The organism is Burkholderiales bacterium (genome assembly GCA_035560005.1).
Lineage (GTDB): Bacteria > Pseudomonadota > Gammaproteobacteria > Burkholderiales > Eutrophovitaceae > DASRFY01.
This window is the reverse complement of sequence record DATMAN010000027.1, coordinates 19,928-37,843: the sequence shown is the minus strand read 5'-3', so window position 1 is coordinate 37,843 and position 17,916 is coordinate 19,928. Positions and strand designations below refer to the sequence as shown.

The 17,916-nt window shown below is 62.0% G+C and carries 17 protein-coding genes and 1 tRNA gene; 8 read left to right on the top strand and 10 right to left on the bottom strand.

The features are described 5' to 3' along the window. Nucleotides 1–102: 102 nt before the first annotated feature. Together VNM24_02885 and VNM24_02880 are read left to right on the top strand one after the other, a co-directional pair. Nucleotides 103–1,125: an XdhC family protein gene (locus tag VNM24_02885; protein ID HWQ37543.1), complete on the top strand. Its 1,023-nt coding sequence runs from the start codon at nucleotides 103–105 to the stop codon at nucleotides 1,123–1,125. A gap of 84 nt (nucleotides 1,126–1,209) precedes the next feature. After that, nucleotides 1,210–1,965 (top strand): glucose 1-dehydrogenase, encoded by a 756-nt coding sequence (locus tag VNM24_02880; GenBank protein ID HWQ37542.1) that lies wholly within the window; start codon nucleotides 1,210–1,212, stop codon nucleotides 1,963–1,965. Nucleotides 1,966–2,095: 130 nt separating this feature from the next. Here the strand turns inward: VNM24_02880 and VNM24_02875 are convergent, their stop codons facing one another. The 9 genes from VNM24_02875 to VNM24_02835 form a co-directional block, all read right to left on the bottom strand. Next, entirely contained in the window at nucleotides 2,096–3,274 is a 1,179-nt protein-coding gene (locus tag VNM24_02875; protein ID HWQ37541.1) for an acyl-CoA dehydrogenase, read from the bottom strand. Between the two features lie 417 nt (nucleotides 3,275–3,691). Then, entirely contained in the window at nucleotides 3,692–4,525 is an 834-nt protein-coding gene (locus VNM24_02870) for a PA2778 family cysteine peptidase (GenBank protein ID HWQ37540.1), read from the bottom strand. 139 nt (nucleotides 4,526–4,664) lie between these two features. Next, nucleotides 4,665–5,078, bottom strand: a complete 414-nt coding sequence (locus tag VNM24_02865; protein HWQ37539.1) for a PA2779 family protein — start codon at nucleotides 5,076–5,078, stop codon at nucleotides 4,665–4,667. Nucleotides 5,079–5,085: 7 nt separating this feature from the next. Further along, nucleotides 5,086–5,589 carry a hypothetical protein gene (locus VNM24_02860; GenBank protein ID HWQ37538.1) on the bottom strand — a complete coding sequence of 168 codons (504 nt, stop codon included), beginning with the start codon at nucleotides 5,587–5,589 and terminating at the stop codon, nucleotides 5,086–5,088. Nucleotides 5,590–5,812: 223 nt separating this feature from the next. After that, complete coding sequence (locus tag VNM24_02855) at nucleotides 5,813–7,162, bottom strand: sigma 54-interacting transcriptional regulator (protein HWQ37537.1); 1,350 nt, start codon at nucleotides 7,160–7,162, stop codon at nucleotides 5,813–5,815. Then, complete coding sequence (locus VNM24_02850) at nucleotides 7,159–7,701, bottom strand: hypothetical protein (protein HWQ37536.1); 543 nt, start codon at nucleotides 7,699–7,701, stop codon at nucleotides 7,159–7,161. Before VNM24_02850 ends, VNM24_02855 begins: the two co-directional genes overlap by 4 nt. Further along, on the bottom strand, nucleotides 7,698–9,143 hold the full coding sequence (locus VNM24_02845) for an ATP-binding protein (GenBank protein HWQ37535.1): 1,446 nt from the start codon (nucleotides 9,141–9,143) through the stop codon (nucleotides 7,698–7,700). The genes VNM24_02850 and VNM24_02845 overlap by 4 nt, the downstream gene beginning before the upstream one ends. 61 nt (nucleotides 9,144–9,204) lie before the next feature. Then, nucleotides 9,205–9,990, bottom strand: coding sequence for a fumarylacetoacetate hydrolase family protein (locus VNM24_02840; GenBank protein ID HWQ37534.1), 786 nt, complete (start codon nucleotides 9,988–9,990; stop codon nucleotides 9,205–9,207). 91 nt (nucleotides 9,991–10,081) lie between these two features. Further along, nucleotides 10,082–10,168 (bottom strand) — tRNA-Leu (locus VNM24_02835). A 203-nt stretch (nucleotides 10,169–10,371) separates the two neighbouring features. Here VNM24_02835 and queA point away from each other — a divergent pair. From queA to VNM24_02805, 6 genes are read left to right on the top strand one after another with little or no spacing between them, the layout of a single operon-like run. Further along, a complete protein-coding gene (gene queA / locus VNM24_02830) occupies nucleotides 10,372–11,409 on the top strand; it encodes a tRNA preQ1(34) S-adenosylmethionine ribosyltransferase-isomerase QueA (GenBank protein ID HWQ37533.1) in 1,038 nt (345 codons plus the stop codon). After that, nucleotides 11,406–12,509: a tRNA guanosine(34) transglycosylase Tgt gene (tgt, locus tag VNM24_02825; GenBank protein HWQ37532.1), complete on the top strand. Its 1,104-nt coding sequence runs from the start codon at nucleotides 11,406–11,408 to the stop codon at nucleotides 12,507–12,509. The genes queA and tgt overlap by 4 nt, the downstream gene beginning before the upstream one ends. A 56-nt stretch (nucleotides 12,510–12,565) precedes the next feature. Then, a complete protein-coding gene (gene yajC / locus VNM24_02820; GenBank protein ID HWQ37531.1) occupies nucleotides 12,566–12,937 on the top strand; it encodes a preprotein translocase subunit YajC in 372 nt (123 codons plus the stop codon). A gap of 46 nt (nucleotides 12,938–12,983) precedes the next feature. Then, on the top strand, nucleotides 12,984–14,846 hold the full coding sequence (secD, locus tag VNM24_02815; GenBank protein ID HWQ37530.1) for a protein translocase subunit SecD: 1,863 nt from the start codon (nucleotides 12,984–12,986) through the stop codon (nucleotides 14,844–14,846). A 28-nt stretch (nucleotides 14,847–14,874) separates the two neighbouring features. After that, nucleotides 14,875–15,804, top strand: a complete 930-nt coding sequence (gene secF, locus VNM24_02810; GenBank protein HWQ37529.1) for a protein translocase subunit SecF — start codon at nucleotides 14,875–14,877, stop codon at nucleotides 15,802–15,804. Between the two features lie 12 nt (nucleotides 15,805–15,816). Then, the gene (locus VNM24_02805) at nucleotides 15,817–16,470 is read left to right on the top strand and encodes a DedA family protein (protein HWQ37528.1); all 654 of its coding nucleotides are present in this window, start codon (nucleotides 15,817–15,819) and stop codon (nucleotides 16,468–16,470) included. A 31-nt stretch (nucleotides 16,471–16,501) separates the two neighbouring features. Here VNM24_02805 and purB read toward each other — a convergent pair whose 3' ends face one another. Next, a complete protein-coding gene (purB, locus tag VNM24_02800; protein ID HWQ37527.1) occupies nucleotides 16,502–17,887 on the bottom strand; it encodes an adenylosuccinate lyase in 1,386 nt (461 codons plus the stop codon). Nucleotides 17,888–17,916: the final 29 nt, after the last annotated feature.

Genomic DNA, 17,916 nt, shown 5'->3' with positions numbered 1-17,916 from the left:
GACCGGCGTGTCGATAGCTCCAGCCCGCTTTCTTTTCGGTAGCCTTCACCGCATACACGTTCTAAAATCGCTATTCCTGTGCGGATAGAACGATCCCCGTCCATGGACAGCGTCGATCTTCAGGTTCTCAAAAGCAGCGTCGACTGGCTCGGTAGCGGGCATCGCGTAGTGTTGGCAACAATAGTCGAAACTTGGGGGTCTTCACCCCGACCGCCGGGTTCCATGCTCGCGGTGCGCGACGACGGGCTTGTCGCAGGCTCGGTCTCCGGTGGCTGCGTCGAGGATGATTTGATCGCGCGGATCCGCAACAAGTCGCTCGCCGCGGGAAGACCCGAGACGGCCGTTTATGGGATCACCAAGGAAGACGCGCTGCGCTTCGGCTTGCCGTGCGGCGGACGCCTGCAACTCGTTCTCGAGCCGATAGTCGACAAGGCAACGCACGGAGAACTGCTGACGCGCGTCGAACAGCATCAGTTGGTGGCGCGCACGCTCGATCTCGATACTGGCGCGGTCACGTTGGCACCGGCCTCGCGCAGCGACGAGCTGAGCTTCGATGGGAAGGTCCTGCGGACAGTGCATGGACCTCGCTGGCGACTGCTCGTTATCGGGGCCGGACAACTGTCCAAGTATCTCGCGCAGATGGCTCAGGCGCTCGACTATCAGGTAACTGTGTGCGATCCGCGCGAAGAATATGCCAGCACCTGGGACGTGCAAGGGGTGGCGCTCGACCGCGGTATGCCCGACGACGTGGTCGTGGCCATGAACTTGGACTCGCGCAGCGCGGTCGTGGCGGTGACGCACGACCCGAAGTTGGACGACTTGGCGCTGATCGAGGCGTTGAAGTCGCCCGCGTTCTATGTGGGCGCGCTCGGCTCGCGGCTCAACACCAAGAAGCGCCGTGAGCGTCTGGCGATGTTCGACCTTTCGCAGGCGGAGCTTTCGCGCCTGTACGGGCCGGTGGGACTGCGGATAGGCAGCAAGACCCCGCCTGAGATTGCCGTGTCGATACTGGCGGAAATGACCGCGGTTCGTCACGGCGTGGAGCTGTCCGCCGTCGGATCGAAGGAAGCAAAGGAAGTGTCGGCCGACGGCAATCAGCAGGTGTGCGTGCCGGCGCGCGCCTGACGCGCAGGGCGCAGGAGTTCTGACTGGGAGCCCGAGGGGCTCCCAGTTTTTTTGATCGAGTTCGCATGCAGGGAGGTCGGCGGGATGAGACTTCAAGGTAAGACCGCTATTGTCACCGGCGGCGGTTCGGGTTTTGGGGAAGGTATCGCAAGGCGCTTTGCACGGGAAGGATGCCGCGTGGTCGTGAACGATTTGCGTCCCGAAGGCGGCGAGCGCGTGGTCGGCGAAATCAATGCCGCCGGCGCAAGCGCGAAGTTCATCCAGGGTGACGTCTCGAAGAGCAGCGATTGGGAGCGGCTCGTCCAGGGTACTCTGGATACCTTCGCTGCCCTTGACATCGTGGTTAACAACGCCGGCACGACACACCGCAATCAGCCGCTGACCGACGTGACTGAAGAGCAGTTCGATCGAGTGTTCGCCGTCAACGTCAAGAGCCTGTACATGAGCGCGAGACACGTGGTGCCTGTGTTTCGCCGACGTGGCGGCGGGGTTTTTATCACGATTGCCTCGACGGCGGGAGTGCGACCGCGCCCGGGGCTCGTGTGGTACAACGCAAGCAAGGGTGCGGCCATCATCGCCAGCCGCGCGATGGCGGTCGAGCTCGCGCCGGACAAGATCAGGGTGAACGTGGTCAATCCGGTGGCAGGCGACACGCCGCTGCTTGCGCAGTTCATGGGAGCGGATACCCCGGAACTGCGTGCCAAGTTCATTGCCACGATTCCCCTCGGACGCTTGAGCACGCCCCTCGACGTGGCCAATGCCTGCCTGTATCTCGCCTCGGACGAAGCGGAGTTCATCACCGGCGCCTGCCTCGAAGTCGACGGCGGCCGCTGCGTGTAGTCAGCGCGCCGCTCGTGCTCGCGTGGTTGAACCCATCGCCGAGCGCAAACGCCCGCTTTCGCCAAGGCACGTGCGGGAAGTCAAACCGCGCGCCCGCCCTTGCTTCAGGCTACAACGGCGGCGCTTGACCTCACGCTGTGAATGCCTGGATGCCGGTTTGAGCCCTGCCGAGAATCAAGGCATGGATGTCGTGCGTGCCTTCGTAGGTGTTGACCGCTTCGAGATTCATGACATGGCGGATGACGTGGTATTCGTCCGCGATGCCGTTTCCGCCGTGCATGTCGCGCGCCAGGCGCGCAATCTCCAGGGCCTTTCCGCACGAGTTGCGCTTGACCAGCGAGATCATTTCGGGAGCCGCACGACCTTGATCCATCAGGCGGCCGACGCGTAATACTGTCTGCAATCCGAGGGTGATCTCGGTCTGCATGTCGGCCAGCTTCTTCTGCACGAGCTGATTCGCCGCCAGAGGGCGACCGAACTGCTTGCGGTTCAGTGTGTACTCGCGGGCGGCGTGCCAGCAGAATTCGGCCGCTCCGAGGGCCCCCCAGGCAATTCCGTAGCGCGCCTTGTTCAGGCAACCGAAGGGGCCTTTAAGCCCTTCCACGTTGGGAAGAAGGTTCTCGCCCGGAACGAACACGTCTTCCATGACCACTTCACCGGTAATGGAGATGCGCAGGCTGAACTTGCCCTCGATCTTCGGCGTGGACAGGCCCTTCATTCCCCGTTCTAGGATGAAGCCGCGAATAATGCCGGCGTCGTCCTTGGCCCACACGACGAACACGTCGGCGACCGGGGCGTTGGTGATCCACATCTTCGCGCCTCTCAGCACGTACCCGCCATCGACCTTTCTCGCCCGCGAAATCATGCTACCGGCGTCGGATCCGTAATCCGGTTCGGTCAGACCGAAAGCACCCAGCAGATCGCCCTTGGCAAGGCCGGGCAGATACTTACGGCGTTGCGACTCCGTGCCGTAGGCATAAATCGGATACATGGTCAGGCTCGATTGAACGCTCATCATGGAGCGATAACCGGAATCCACCCGCTCGATCTCACGGGCGATGAGCCCGTAGCAGACATGGTTCACGCCTGCGCAACCGTAGCCTTCCAGGGTGCACCCAAGAAACCCCAGTGCCCCCATCTCGCGGAATACCTCCCGGTCAAATCGCTCGTGGCGATGCGCCTCGAGCACGCGGGGCATGAGCTTTTCCTGGCAATAGGCGCGCGCCGAGTCTCGCACCATGCGCTCTTCCTCCGTGAGCTGCTCATCGAAGAGCAGCGGGTCATCCCAGCGGAACTCGGGGCGAGTCATTGGCGCGTTCATCTGGTTCTTCCTCTGGCGCGGGACGGGTGCGGGCGGACCGGCGAATGCGCGCTATTCTAAGAGATTGTTCACGGGTGCAGCAGGGTCCGGCTGCGGGGCCGCCTTCAGCCGCTGATCGTCGAAGACAAGAAGGCGGTAAGCGCGACTTGCCATCGGCGCACTACCTTTTCTTCTCTGCCCTACAGATGTCAAGCCCGTCGCGCCATCCGGTAGCGTACATCGGGTCTGTCCTGAATCGGTGCTCGTCGCGAACGGTTCCAGCAAGACGGCGGGCACTGTTGCAGCCGTCGATGTAACCCGCGCGAAACGCAGGCGGGTACCCCTCAAGGTTTACCTTGTTGGCTTCCTTCCCCGTGGAGCAAGCACCCAGCGTAAGCGCGACGCCGAGCAGCACCGTGGCGCGCTTCATTCTTCGGTGCCAGCCGACGCTCGCAACTCAGCCAGAGTTGCCCGCGCCGTCGCCGAGAAAAAGCCGCCAGCGGCTACGGCCTGCTCGGCAGCCTCGATCGCCTCGCGCCGACGCCCTTGTGCCGCAAGGGCCAGGGCGAGATTGTTGAGTGCGGGAACCGGGTCACCGGGTGCTGCCGCAGCCCGGCGGTAGGCCTGTTCGGCGCGCGACCAATCGTGCAGGTTGTAGGCGGCGTTCCCTAAACCCATCCAGAACGCGACGCTGGCGGGCCAGCGGCGCACTGCTGCGTCGTAAGCCTGCAGCGCGGCGCTTGGCTTACCCAGTTTCTCGAAAGCCAGTGCGGCGGTGAGATACTCCTTCTCGTTCACAGTCGGGGGGAGAGCTCCTGGGCTCAAGGCCACCATAGCCCAGCGCCCTGATCGAACCCAGGTTCGTTCGAAAGCGAGCAACGACACCACCAGACGGGGATTGCCGCCGGAGCGAAGTATCAACTCGCCCGAATCCAAGTCATAGCCGATGACCACTGCGTAGTGCCAACGCGGAAGCCAGGGCAGCGACAGATTCTGCAGCACAAGGACCGGATGACCGGCAGCGATGGTTTTCAGAAGCGCGGGGAGTTCGGGATCGATAGGCACGCCAAGGCGACCGTGACGGCGTGTCGCGGCGAGCATCTCCAGTTGCAGACTGCCTCTGCGCTGGGGCAGATAGACCTGCCGCGCGAGCAGGTCCGGATTCACTGGTTGACCGGAAGCGGCCAGCACCGTTGCCAAGGCGGCGGGCCCGCATTGATGAGCGGTCTGGGCAAAAAACGGTGTCTCGGACAGTTCCATGCGCGGAGGGATGTCTGACGCGGATAGGTCCCCCAACACCACCCGGGTCGGGGATGCAGAGCAGGCAACCAAAAGAAAAAAAAGGGCGCCCGATAAGGGAGGAAATCGGACGCCCAACACGCAACCGTGCATCAAGAGACTATTTCATCGGGCGGGTGAAGCTGAATACTTTAGTAAATCCCAAGATGTCTGTGATCAGCAAGACGACGAAGACCACCAGTATCGCTCCCAAAACGTCTGAAGCACCGGCCGGCAGAGATTCGATGCCACCACCTGCCAACTGATCGACTTCCTCGTCGGTGAGCGCTGCTACGCGCTTGCGGGCTTCGTCGACGGACACACCACGCCTGATCAGTTCCGCCTGGACTTCCGGTCGTTCCAGCAGGGCTGAGATACGCGCGCGCGGCAGCGCATTGCCTTCGCGCATCGCCGCTGCGACCTGATCCGTGCCGATGAGTTCGGCCGATGAAAGAGGCGCCGCCGCACCGCAGGCCATGGATAGCGCGACCAGTCCCGCGAGCCATCGTCTGCCGAAGACGCGCAATGCGTTCACGTCCTGTCTATCCCAGAGTAACAATCGAGCCGTTCACAAAGCGGACCCGCTGACCGACGGAATACCTCGGGCGCTCCAGTTCGTGGATCTTCCTGACAGTTCCGTCCTGCATTTTTACCGTGATCACGAAGCCGTCGATATCGCGCCCCTGTGCCGACCGTGAACGGCTGACGCTACCCCGTTCGATCGAGTTGACCACCCCGCATATCGCGCAGGTCGGCTCGGCAATGCGCTCGCCAAGCCGCAAGGCAAATGCTCGGCTTGCCGCTGGCGATGCCTCGTCGGGCTGACGAGTCAGACCGACATGCAGCGGGCGGGCTTGGCGCTCAAGCGGAATGGCCACATACGCGTGGCTCAGCGGACGAGGATCGGCTACAAACAAGCGATCCACTTCGGCATCTCCGACCCGAAGGTGGCCTGTAATTGCGGCGATGCCGACCACGCCAAAGGTCGCGACCGAGAACACCGCGCTGGTTGCCAGGGCATAGAAGAGGTTGTTTTTTCGGGCCATTCTGCGGCTGCGTGAGTCTCGGTTCCAAGGCAGAGCAGCAAGCAGCCCGTATGCCAGCAGAGCATTCCTCGATAAATCATTGACCTCTTAGCACAAGCTCGACAGGAACCTAATATGCGCTTGTCTCCGGTTGGCGACACGAGCTGTGGAGTACGACTTAACTGTATGTTTTATGGACGGATTTTTGTGTCGCTGTCCAGCGACCCGTAAGCTCCGGTCCACCCTAAAGCGCCTTGAACATCTTCGGGTCCAGCCGATGCCTTTGCAGCAGCTTGTAGAACTCGGTTCGGTTTCGCTTGGCCAGCCGGGCTGCTTGCGTTACGTTGCCTCCGGTGATCTTGAGCAGCTTGGCGAGGTACTCCCTTTCGAATTCGCTGCGAGCGGCCTCGAAGGAACTCAACTCCGCAGTTCGACCCGTCAATGCGTGCTCAATCAAGGTGGGCGGAATGATCGGGGTCGTCGCGAGCGCCACTGCCTGCTCAACCACGTTGTAGAGCTCACGGATGTTTCCCGGCCATGATGCCTTGACCAGGGCCTCCATCGCTTCTGCGGAAAAGCCGTTGAGCGGCTTGTTGTACTTGGCTGAAAGCAGCGAAAGGAAATGAGCAGCGAGCGCCGGAATGTCCTCTCGACGCTCAGCGAGCGAAGGCAAGACGAAGGAGACCACATTGAGCCGGTAGTAGAGATCTTCGCGAAAACGCCCGGCGGCAATCTCGTCTTCCAGGTTGCGGTGCGTAGCGGAGATGATGCGCACATTGACCGGAATCGTCTGGGTTGATCCGATAGGCCGGATCTCGCGTTCCTGAAGCACGCGGAGCAGCTTTACTTGCAGCGGAATGGGCATGTCGCCGATCTCGTCAAGAAACACAGTCCCTCCGTCCGCGGCCTGAAACAAGCCCTTGTAGTCTCGCGCGGCTCCGGTGAATGAACCCTTCATGTGGCCGAACAGTTCGGATTCCAGGAGTTGCTCGGGAATGGCGGCGCAGTTGACGGCAACGAACATCTTCTCCGATCGGGCGCTTGCGCGATGAATGGCTCGGGCAAGCATCTCTTTTCCAGTGCCGCTTTCGCCGCGAATGAGCACGCTCGCGTCGCCGTTCGCGACCAGTCTCGCCTTGCTCAGGATGCTTTCCATGACTGGGCTGCGGGTAATGATGCCGGCCCGCCACTGCGTCTCGGCCGCGCCCTTTGGGGCCGGGGCTCCGCTCACGCTCATCGCCCGCTCCACCTGAGCCAGCAGCTCTTTGCCATCGAAGGGCTTGGTGAGGTAGCCGAAGACACCACGTTGCGTGGCGGCGACCGCATCCGGGATGGTGCCGTGAGCGGTTAGAATGATGACCGGCAATGCCGGATGACTCCTGCGGATGTTCTCGAACAACGCCATGCCATCCATTCCGCTCATCCGCAGATCGGTGATCACGACCTGGGGCACTGAGACAGCGAGACGCGCCAGCGCCCGCTCGGCGCTGTCCGCGCTCTCCACGACATATCCGGCGCCTTCCAGGCGAAACGTCAACAGCCGCAACAGATCCGGGTCGTCGTCGACGATCAGTACCTTGCCTTTGCCGTTCATCTGGGTTTCGGTTGGGCGGATTGCTCCCGCTCGATCATCTTCATTTCCATCTCCAAGAGCGCTTCCAGCTTCTGCTGCAAGGCTTCGCCGCGCCGCTGCTCGTCACGCAGCTTCGAGGTCTGTGTCTGCAAGGCATCTTCGGCGCGTCGAACTTCCAGAATGTAGCTCTGCATGAGCAACGCAAGCGGCCGAAGCGACGATTCCTCGCCGCGCTGCTCCTTCAGCACGGGTTGCAGCAGGCCGATAGCCGCGGAATCGTCCCGAAAACCCGCGCTTGGCAGAGAAAGCAGCATCGCGAGTTGGATACGATTCACGTCCGAGCCTTCCCGCTCGAAGGCCTGGCGAGCCCTTTCGTATTCGCGCGCGAGTTCACCGCCTTTCAAGGACAACACCCGGTGATAGTACTTGAGCAGCCGGTCGGCATCGCTGGCTTTGACTTGGGGTGGGGGCAGCAGCGGCGCAGGGTCGCGCGTCGGTTGCGTGACGGCGCAGGCGGCGAACAGCGCCGCACACATCGCGGGCGCGATCAGGCACCTCAAGCCGCGGCCTCCAGCTGCCGGCTCGGCAGGACCACGCGCAGATGAGCTCCGGGATTTCCGTCATCGATGACCTCGACAGTCCCATGATGCGCCAGAGCGTACTCTCGGACGATAGCCAGTCCCAGACCGGTGCCTTTGACAGCTCCCGTATACTGGGCAGTGCCCTGATAGAAGGGTTCGAAGACGCGCACCCTGTCGGCCGGAGCGATTCCCGGACCGTCATCCATCACGTCTACCACGACGTCCGCCCCTCTGCGACGCAACTGGAACCGGATGGTGCCGCCGACGGGCGAGAACTTGATTGCATTGGACAGCAGATTGTCCACAATAGCCTCGATCTTCTTCTCGTCCCCTTCCACCTCGAGGTCCGACGCGGAGAGGTTCAGGCTGAGATTCTTGGCGCGCATGGCGAGAGAGTGATGCTGGGCAACCCGGGAAACGAGAACCCGCAGATTAAACCGCGTGAGGGTGAGCGCAGCGGTGTGAAATTGGGCGCTGTGATAGTTTAGCAAGTCTTCGATCAGGCGCTGCAGGCGCAGGGTGTTCTGTCTCAAGATCCTCGCGATTTCGACCTGACCGGGCGTCATCTTTCCCGTCACCTCGTCGGCCAGCAGCTCCACACCCTCCCGCAGGGCGGTCAGCGGCGTCTTCAGTTCGTGCGACACATGTCGAAGGAAGCGTGATTTCTGCTCCTCCAGGTCGAGCAGCCGCAGACGCAGCCAGTCGAGCTGACGGCCCAGAGACTCCAGGTCGGCCGGTCCCTTTACGCTGATCTTCGAGTCGAATCCTCCTTCCCCGAGTCGCCGGATGGCCGTCTCGATCTGGGATATCGGGCGCCGGATGAGCAGGGTCGCGCCGACGATCAGAAAGACAGCCACCGGCGCGAGCCCGAGTAACTGCCAGAATACGAATTTCTGGGTCTCGCCAGCCATTCGCTGGACCGTTTCCACTTCCCGATCCACCAGCACATTGCCCTGATCGTCGAGGTCGCGCGCCGCCTGCGAAAGCGCCGAAAAGCCCGCAGTCAAGCGCGCGGCCGCCTCCGGATCCGACGCCGTCTGCAAGACCTGCGCATGAAGGTCGCCTTCGGTCCGGATCAAGCGCGCCAGCGCTTCCTGCTGCGACTGTTCGAGCGGGAAACCGCCGAGACGCTTGGCCGTCTGCAGAAAGCGTTCGTGCGCCAGCGAATAGCCCTGCAGGACTGCGGGCTCCCCGACGATGGCGAACTGGCGCACGCTGCGCTCCATCGCTGTGGCGTGTTCGATCAACGCCCGACTGGTTTGCGTGGCCTGCACTGCCTGGTACAGCACCCGCTGGCTGTGGTCGGCGAGCCGGCTGATGGTATAGGCGTTGTACAGAAGGGCGAGAACGAGTGGCAGGACCGCGAGCGCGAACCCGGTCAGGATCAGTTTGAGAAACGAACGTGGGTAATACAGCTGCATGGCCTGCGTACACTATCGCACGGTCAGAACTTTGGCGCCACGCGCCCGGCATCCGCAGGTGTCAGTTCAGGCGCGCCTCGACCTGTCCCAGAACGCCGAAATCGGCCAGCACGCGGTCCTCCGAAAAGATCTGCACGGGCGTCACGCAGGTTCCGGTCGTGATCACGTCGCCAGCGTTGAGTTGCTCACCATAGGCGCTCAACTCGTTCGCAATCCAGACGAGCGCCACGCGCGGGTCGCCGAGCACATTGTGTCCCTTTCCATCTACCACTCGCTGGCCGTTGCGTTGAACGGTGACGGCATGTTCGGCCAGGTCGATCTGGCGCCACCGGGATGGCGCCTCCGGGCCGATGACGAACCAGCACGCGCAGGCGTTATCAGCGATGAGCTGCGCTGCCCCGACCTTGGTGAAGTCGCGAAAACGCGAGTCGGGAATCTCGATTGCGGTGTGCAGCGTTTCCACCGCAGCCATGACTTCTTCGATGCTGTACGGGGTCTGGCGCACAGCCAGGGCCTTGCCCATCCGGAACGCAAATTCGGCCTCGGCCACGCGCATCTGGTTGTTGGCAAGGGATACCGTCGCACCCGACGTGACCACCCGTTGGGAGAGCAGCCGTCCGGCCAGCGGACCATCCACGCCGATGTGCCGCTGTCCCGCACGGCTAGTAGCGGCGATCTTCCAGCCGAAGAGCTGAGAACCACTCTTTCGCGCCACGGCGGCCTGAATCGCATAGCCGTCTGCGCGCTCAACCGGCCTGCACTGCGGTGGCAAGGCCTCGAGGCGCTGCTCCCGGTCCCAGGTGGTCCAGAGGATCGCTGCCGCTTCGTCGATATCCGCCCGATTCATTTCACGGGTAGTTTTCGAGGTCTGAAAAGAGTGCGTGGAGACGGGCCTGCCAAGTCGTCTGCCCGTGGCTGGAGAGCGCCCTGTCACGGGTTGGTGCCGGGAGAGGGAATCGAACCCACATGGTGTTGCCACCGGCGGATTTTGAGTCCGCTGCGTCTACCAGTTCCGCCATCCCGGCGTCGATCAGAAAGTTCAGCAAACCGCTCCGGCCGTGCAGTCCACCTGCGGCAAAGCCCCGTCCATGCCGGAACGAGTGCTGGAGGATTCATTGTCTAACCACCACCTACCCGGCCAAGTCAATCCTGCGGTGGCTGTGGATTATCGCGGAAATCGCAGTCGAGCAGCAAGGAATCGCTGCCTGCAGCCAATATAATTCGAGCGATGCATATCGACGAGTTCGACTTTGAACTGCCGTTGGACCTGATTGCGCACTATCCGGCGCCGGAGCGCAGTGCCAGCCGGCTCCTTCACCTCGATGCAGCAAGCGGAGGGCTGTGCGACTGGCGATTCGCTGATCTGCCGCGCTTCGTGCAACCGGGCGACGTACTCGTATTCAACGATACAAGGGTGATCAAGGCTCGCCTGTTCGGGACCAAGGCATCCGGAGGGAAGGTGGAGCTGCTGGTCGAACGGCTCTTGGAGGACCGGCGGGCGCTCGTCATGCTACGCGCGAGTCACCCGCCCAAAGCTGGTCAGCGCATCGCGTTCAAGGATGGCGCAGAGGCGGTCGTGCGGCGCAGGGAAGGTGACTTGTTTGAACTGGAGTTCGACACAGACATCGCCCCTCTCCTGGAGCGGATCGGCAGCGTTCCGCTGCCGCCGTATATCCAGCGTGAAGCCAGTACGATCGATGAAGAGCGCTATCAGACAGTCTACGCTGTGCATCCCGGTGCCGTGGCTGCGCCAACGGCAGGACTGCATTTTGACCAGGCGATGCTCGACCGCCTGCGCGAGGTCGGAGCAAGGCTCGCGACGATCACGCTACACGTCGGAGCGGGAACCTTCCAGCCGATCCGGGTAAATGTCATCGATCGGCATATCATGCACAGCGAGTGGTACCGGATACCGGAAGAGACTGCTGCGGCAGTGAGCGAAGCCCGCTCCAGAGGGCACAAGGTGCTCGCGATTGGAACGACGAGCCTGCGCGCGCTCGAATCGGCCTGGTCGAACGGCACCTTGCGCGCCGGCAACGCCGAAACCAGCCTGTTCATCAGGCCCGGCTACCGTTTCGAGGTGGTCGACTGCCTGCTGACCAACTTTCATCTTCCCCGTTCCACGCTCTACATCTTGGTGGCCGCCTTCGCCGGCCTCGATGCGATCCGTCGCGCGTATCGCCATGCCATTGAACGGCGCTATCGCTTCTTCAGCTACGGCGACGCCATGTTGATCGAGCGAGCTGGAGGAGCGCAGAGGGCGTGAAGTTCACATTGCTGGCCAAAGAGGATCGCGCCCGCCTCGGGCGGCTCGATCTCGCTCACGGCGTCGTCGAGACACCGGCTTTCATGCCGGTCGGGACCTATGGCGCGGTGAAGGCGATGACGCCACGAGATCTGGAGGACATCGGCTCGCAGATCATCCTCGGCAATACGTTTCATCTGTGGCTGCGGCCAGGCACCGAGGTGATCCGGGCGCATGGCGGCTTGCACGGGTTCATCGGCGGATGGCGCAGGCCGATCCTGACCGATTCTGGCGGGTTCCAGGTTTTCAGCCTCGGCGAATTGCGTGCGATCAGCGAAGAGGGGGTGATCTTCCGTTCGCCGATCGACGGAAGTCCTTGTCACCTCTCGCCAGAGGAGTCGATGCGAATCCAGCGGGATTTCAACTCGGACATCGCGATGGTGTTCGACGAGTGCACGCCCTATCCAGCCGACTACGTGACGGCGGCGGAGTCGATGCGGCTGAGCCTGCGCTGGGCGCTGCGCAGTCGGCAGGCGCATCGTGGCAACCCGAATGCACTGTTCGGCATCGTCCAAGGCGGCATGTACGAAGACCTGCGAGAGGAGTCGCTCGCCGGGCTGGTCGGGATCGGGTTCGACGGCTACGCAATCGGGGGACTGTCGGTCGGCGAACCGAAACAGGACATGCTGCGCATCCTGCGACACATCGTTCCGCGGCTTCCGGAGGACAAACCCAGGTACCTGATGGGTGTAGGAACGCCCGCCGACATCGTCGCGGCCGTCGTCGAGGGCGTCGACATGTTCGACTGCGTCCTGCCAACGCGCAATGCGAGGAACGGATGGCTCTACACGGGAAAAGGGGTCGTCAAATTGCGAAACGCAAAATACCGCCAAGATGTTCGACCGCCCGACGAGTCGTGCCCCTGCTATACGTGCAGGAACTTTACGAGGGCCTATCTGCATCATTTGCAGCGGACCAACGAAATCCTAGGCGCACGCCTGAACACCTTGCACAATCTGCACTTCTACGAGTCCTTGATGCGGACGCTGCGCGAGGCGATCTCGCAGGGTAGGCTGGCGGAGCTGGCCGCGCAGGTGGGAGTGGCCGAAGTGGTCGCATGATAAGATGCGCAGTCCCTTTTTATCCAAGCGTGGTCGCGGCGTGCGAAGCGGGACCTATGGTGCGCCGGAGCCCGCGATACGGAGGAGTTCCAGTGTTGATCGGCAATGCCTATGCCCAGACAGCATCGGGCGGCGGGATGGATCTGTTTGGCCTGCTGCCGTTGATCCTGATGTTCGTGCTGTTGTACTTCCTCTTGATTCGGCCGCAGGCCAAGCGGGCGAAAGAACATCGCAATATGCTTCAGGCGTTGCAAAAGGGCGACGAGGTCGTGACGGCCGGAGGAACTGTCGGCAAGATCACGCGAATCGGCGATCAGTACGTTTCGCTCGAGATCGCGCCCAACGTCGAGATCCACGTTCAGCGACCGTCGATACAATCGCTTTTGCCAAAAGGCACGATCAAGAACATCACGAGTTCCTCGGCTTAACGCTGCGCGGTGCTGCGCCGCCGAACCGCTTGTTCCCCAGCCTCTCATGAATCGTTATCCGCTCTGGAAGTATTTGGTCATCTCCGCAGCGCTCGTGCTCGGCGCGATCTACGCGCTTCCGAACTTCTTCGGGGAGTCGCCGGCCGTGCAGATCTCGGCAGCCAAGGCGACCGCCAAGATCGACGAATCTCTGCTGCGACGTGCTGAGGAGGTGTTGCGGAAGTCGAATATCGTCCCCGAGGCCTCTTTTTTCGATCCCACCGGGGTCAAGCTGCGTTTCGCGAACACCGATACTCAGTTGAGGGCCAAGGACGTCCTGCAGTCTGAACTGGGCGAGGCTTATGTCATCGCTCTCAACCTGCTTTCCAACTCGCCGCGCTGGCTGGCGAACATCAACGCGCTTCCAATGTACTTGGGTCTCGATTTGCGGGGCGGCGTGCACTTTCTGCTGCAGGTCGATATGCAGGGTGCACTGACCAAGGCCGCGGACCGCTACGCTCAGGATGTCCGCCAAGTGCTGCGCAGCAAGGATGTGCGCTACGGGGGCATTCAGCGCGAAGGGCAGGGCGTGGTCGTGCGCTTTCGCGACGTGGCAATGCGCGATCAAGCGCTGACGCTGCTCGAACGCGAAGTACCGGATCTGGCGCTGCGAGCAGAGGGAACCGACGCGGAACCAAGACTGGTAGGCACGCTCAAGCCGGAAGTGCAGAAGCGCATCCAGGAATTCGCTCTGCAGCAGAACATCACTACCTTGCGCAATCGAGTCAACGAGTTGGGTGTGGCCGAGCCGATCGTTCAGCAATCCGGCGCCGATCGGGTGGTCGTTCAGTTGCCCGGAGTCCAAGACACCGCCAAGGCGAAAGAGATCTTGGGTCGAACCGCCAGCCTCGAAGTGCGACTGGTGGACGAGGACAAGATGGACCCGGTAACGTTGCAGGCGGCAATCGGGGGGCAGATTCCTCTGGGCACCGACCTGCTCTACGACCGCGAAGGAACTCCTTACCTCCTCAAAAAGGAAGTCATTCTGACGGGTGATCGGATTTCCGATGCGCAGCCCGGATTCGACGGCCAGACGGGGGAGCCCGCCGTTCATCTGACGCTCGATGGGCGCGGCGCGACCCTGTTTCAGCAGGCCACGCGCGAGAACGTCGGGCGCCGCATCGCGATGGTCTTGATCGAGAAAGGCAGGGGCGAGGTCGTCACGGCTCCCGTGGTGCGCCAGGAAATCGGTGGCGGGCGTGTGCAAATTTCCGGTCGCATGACAACGACCGAAGCGCGGGACGTCGCATTGCTCCTGCGCGCGGGCGCCCTTGCTGCGCCGATGGAAATCGTCGAGGAGCGCACGGTCGGCCCCAGCTTGGGGGCAGACAACATCAGACGCGGATTCCATTCCACGTGGATTGGTTTCGCGGCACTGTCGATCTTCATCATCGTCTACTACAGCGTATTCGGCGTCATCTCGGTCATCGCTCTGGGCGTCAACCTGATGTTGCTGGTTGCGCTGCTGTCGCTGCTTCAGGCGACACTGACGCTGCCGGGAATCGCAGCCATCGCCCTGACGCTGGGCATGGCGATCGACGCCAACGTACTGATCAACGAGCGGATTCGCGAGGAGCTTCGAAACGGAACGACGCCGCAGGCGGCCATCGCCGCGGGCTACGAAAGGGCTTGGGCGACGATCCTGGATTCGAATATCACGACGCTGATCGCGGGCATCGCCCTGTTTCTGTTCGGCACCGGGCCGGTCCGCGGATTTGCGGTCGTGCATTGCCTCGGGATCCTAACTTCTATGTTCAGCGCCGTGTTCGTGTCGCGGGGCATCGTGAACTATGTGTACGGCAGCAGGCGCAAGCTCGAACGGCTTCCGATCGGCAACACCGACTGGCACAAGCGCCAGCAACCCGTGTAGAAAGATCGCCTGAAGAGGACAGCGAATCATGGAGTTCTTCCGGATCCGAAACGACATTCCCTTCATGCGTCATGCGCTGGTTTTCAACGTGATCTCGTTGATTACCTTCCTGCTCGCGGTGTTCTTCCTCGCCACCCGTGGACTACACCTCGGCGTCGAGTTCACCGGCGGTACGGTCATGGAAGTGAACTACGGACATGAGGCACAGATCGCAAAGATTCGGGACACCTTGGGGCGTGCCGGCCTCGGCGACGCGGTGGTGCAGAGTTTTGGTAGCTCGCAGACCGCACTGATCCGGTTGCCGGTGAAGCCCAACGTGAGTGGTGCTCAGCTTTCCGAAACGGTCATCAAGGCGCTCAGGGAGGACGACCCGACCGTGGAGCTGCGTCGAGTGGACTTTGTCGGGTCGCAGGTGGGGCGTGAGTTGGTGGAAAACGGCGCGCTGGCGCTGCTGCTCGTTTCGCTCGGGATCGTTGCCTATCTGGCTTTGCGCTTTGAGTGGAAATTCGGCGTCGCGGCGATCATCGCCAACTTGCACGACGTGGTGATCATTCTGGGATTCTTTGCGCTGTTCCAGTGGGAGTTCTCGCTGCCGGTGCTGGCGGCGGTCCTGGCGGTGCTAGGGTATTCCGTCAACGAGTCTGTCGTGGTATTCGACCGCATTCGCGAAAACTTCCGCAAATTGCGCAAGGCTTCCACGCCCGAGATCATCAACAATGCGATCACGCGCACGATGTCGCGCACGATCATCACTCACGGCAGCACTCAGATCATGGTGACGTCGATGCTGATTTTCGGAGGCGACACGCTCTTCTACTTCGCGTTGGCACTTACCATCGGTATTCTGTTCGGCATCTATTCTTCCGTTCTGGTGGCAAGTCCCATCGTCATGTGGCTGGGCGTGACGCGCGAGGATCTGGTCAGGCCGGAAAGGAAGAAGGAAGAGGCTGTCGTATAAGGCGGTCTAGCGGTGGATCTGCTGGCCGGCCTTCTCGACTTGCTGCTGCACCTGGACCAGCATCTTCGGGAACTCGTCCAAAGCTACGGTACTTGGGTCTACGCGATTCTGTTCGCGATCGTGTTCCTCGAGACCGGGCTGGTCGTCACGCCCTTCCTGCCCGGCGATTCACTGCTGTTTGTCGGCGGGACCCTGGCGGCGGCAGGACAACTCAACGTCCATTGGCTGGCCGTACTGCTCACGCTTGCCGGAATTCTGGGCGATTCGGTCAACTATGCGATCGGCCGTTACATCGGGCCGCGGGTCTTCCACTTCGAGGATTCCCGCTTCTTCAAGCGCGCCTATTTGGAGAAAACTCACGCCTACTTCGAGCGCCATGGAGGCAAAACTATCGTTCTCGCGCGCTTCATTCCCATCATCCGGACCTATGCGCCTTTCGTGGCCGGAGTGGGACAAATGAATTACCGCCGCTTCCTCGCGTTTAACATCGCCGGTGGCATACTCTGGGTCGTGTCGCTGACCTACGCCGGTTACTACTTCGGCAATCTTCCCTTCGTCAAGGACAATCTGACCGCCATCATTCTCGGGATCGTATTGGTGTCGATCATGCCCGGTGTGATCGAGTACCGGCGGCAGCGGCGCGCGGTCGCCAGGACCGCGGGTTAGATCGCCTCCCTTGGCGAAAAGCCGGGGGAAGCTAGAATCGGCTGCGCGCGAGGCGGCGCGCGAGTGCGCTGGCAAGCCCGGTATAGGCGCTCGGCGCGAGCCGGAGCAGCCTTTGCTTTTCGGCAGGCGGAATGGACAGTGCTCGGAGGAACTCGTGCAACGCTTCGCGCGTCATTCCGCTCCGGCCCCGTGTCAGCGCCTTGAGCTGTTCGTAAGCGTCCTCGACGCCGTAGCGCTTCATCACGGTCTGGATGGCTTCGGCCAGGACTTCCCAGTTCACATCGAGATCTTCGGCAAGCCGGGCTGGGTCGGGCTGCAACTTGCCCAGACCCCGCAAACAGGAGTCGTAGGCCAGGATGCTGTGCCCCAATGCGACGCCCATGTTACGCAGCGCCGTGGAATCGGTGAGGTCGCGCTGCCAGCGGGAGATCGGCAGTTTCTCGCTCAGGTGCCGCAACAGGGCGTTCGCGATACCGAGGTTGCCTTCGGAATTCTCGAAATCGATGGGGTTGACCTTGTGGGGCATGGTCGAAGAGCCGACTTCACCCTCCGTGGTGTGCTGGCGAAAGTAGCCGAGGGAGATATAGCCCCAGATGTCTCGGTCCAAATCGAGGAGGACGACGTTGAAGGCCGCGTACGCGTCGAACAGCTCGGCGATCACGTCGTGCGGTTCGATCTGTGTCGTGTAGGGATTGAATTCCAGATCCAACTGCTCGACGAAAGCCCGGGCAAATGACTCCCAGTCGAAATCCGGATAGGCTGCCAGATGGGCGTTGTAGTTGCCGACTGCCCCGTTGATCTTGGCGGAAAGGCGAATCGCCGCGAGGCGTCGCCGCTGACGGCCAAGGCGGTACGCGAAGTTCGCCAGTTCCTTTCCCAGCGTCGTGGGCGTCGCCGGCTGTCCATGCGTCCTCGAGAGCATCGGCATGTCGGCGGTGCTGTCGGCAAGCGCGGACAATGCGTCGATCAACCGGTCCATCAGTGGGAGCGCGACTCGGGCACGTGAATCGCGCAGCATCAGCGCATGGCACAGATTGTTGATATCTTCGGACGTGCATGCGAAATGGACGAATCGCGCGACGCGCGCCGTCTCGGGGTCGAGAGCGAGTTTCTCCCGTAGCCAGTATTCGATCGCCTTGACGTCGTGATTGATGCGGGCTTCCCAGGCTTTGATCGCCTCGGCGTCCGCCAGCGAAAAGTTTTCCACCAGTCCTTCGAGACGGGCGATCGCAGAGTTCGACAGCGGGTGGATCTCGCGCAGCGCTTCTGCCGCGCACAGCGCTTTGAGCCACTCCACTTCCACGCGAACCCGATAGCGGATCAACGCGAACTCGCTGAAGTAATCGGCGAGGGGCGCGGTCTTGCCGTGATAACGCCCGTCAAGCGGCGACAACGCCGTCAGCGGCGTGAACCCCATTGCAGAACGTTCTGATTTCACGAGGCAAT

What these genes read in the sequence shown, in the direction of transcription:
- VNM24_02885 (HWQ37543.1), top strand. Translation starts at nt 103, where the DNA reads ATGGACAGCGTCGATCTTCAGGTTCTCAAAAGCAGCGTCGACTGGCTC.
- VNM24_02880 (HWQ37542.1), top strand. Translation starts at nt 1,210, where the DNA reads ATGAGACTTCAAGGTAAGACCGCTATTGTCACCGGCGGCGGTTCGGGT.
- VNM24_02875 (HWQ37541.1), bottom strand. Translation starts at nt 3,274, where the DNA reads ATGACTCGCCCCGAGTTCCGCTGGGATGACCCGCTGCTCTTCGATGAG.
- VNM24_02870 (HWQ37540.1), bottom strand. Translation starts at nt 4,525, where the DNA reads ATGGAACTGTCCGAGACACCGTTTTTTGCCCAGACCGCTCATCAATGC.
- VNM24_02860 (HWQ37538.1), bottom strand. Translation starts at nt 5,589, where the DNA reads ATGGCCCGAAAAAACAACCTCTTCTATGCCCTGGCAACCAGCGCGGTG.
- VNM24_02855 (HWQ37537.1), bottom strand. Translation starts at nt 7,162, where the DNA reads ATGAACGGCAAAGGCAAGGTACTGATCGTCGACGACGACCCGGATCTG.
- VNM24_02845 (HWQ37535.1), bottom strand. Translation starts at nt 9,143, where the DNA reads ATGCAGCTGTATTACCCACGTTCGTTTCTCAAACTGATCCTGACCGGG.
- VNM24_02840 (HWQ37534.1), bottom strand. Translation starts at nt 9,990, where the DNA reads ATGAATCGGGCGGATATCGACGAAGCGGCAGCGATCCTCTGGACCACC.
- queA (HWQ37533.1), top strand. Translation starts at nt 10,372, where the DNA reads ATGCATATCGACGAGTTCGACTTTGAACTGCCGTTGGACCTGATTGCG.
- yajC (HWQ37531.1), top strand. Translation starts at nt 12,566, where the DNA reads ATGGTGCGCCGGAGCCCGCGATACGGAGGAGTTCCAGTGTTGATCGGC.
- secD (HWQ37530.1), top strand. Translation starts at nt 12,984, where the DNA reads ATGAATCGTTATCCGCTCTGGAAGTATTTGGTCATCTCCGCAGCGCTC.
- secF (HWQ37529.1), top strand. Translation starts at nt 14,875, where the DNA reads ATGGAGTTCTTCCGGATCCGAAACGACATTCCCTTCATGCGTCATGCG.
- purB (HWQ37527.1), bottom strand. Translation starts at nt 17,887, where the DNA reads ATGGGGTTCACGCCGCTGACGGCGTTGTCGCCGCTTGACGGGCGTTAT.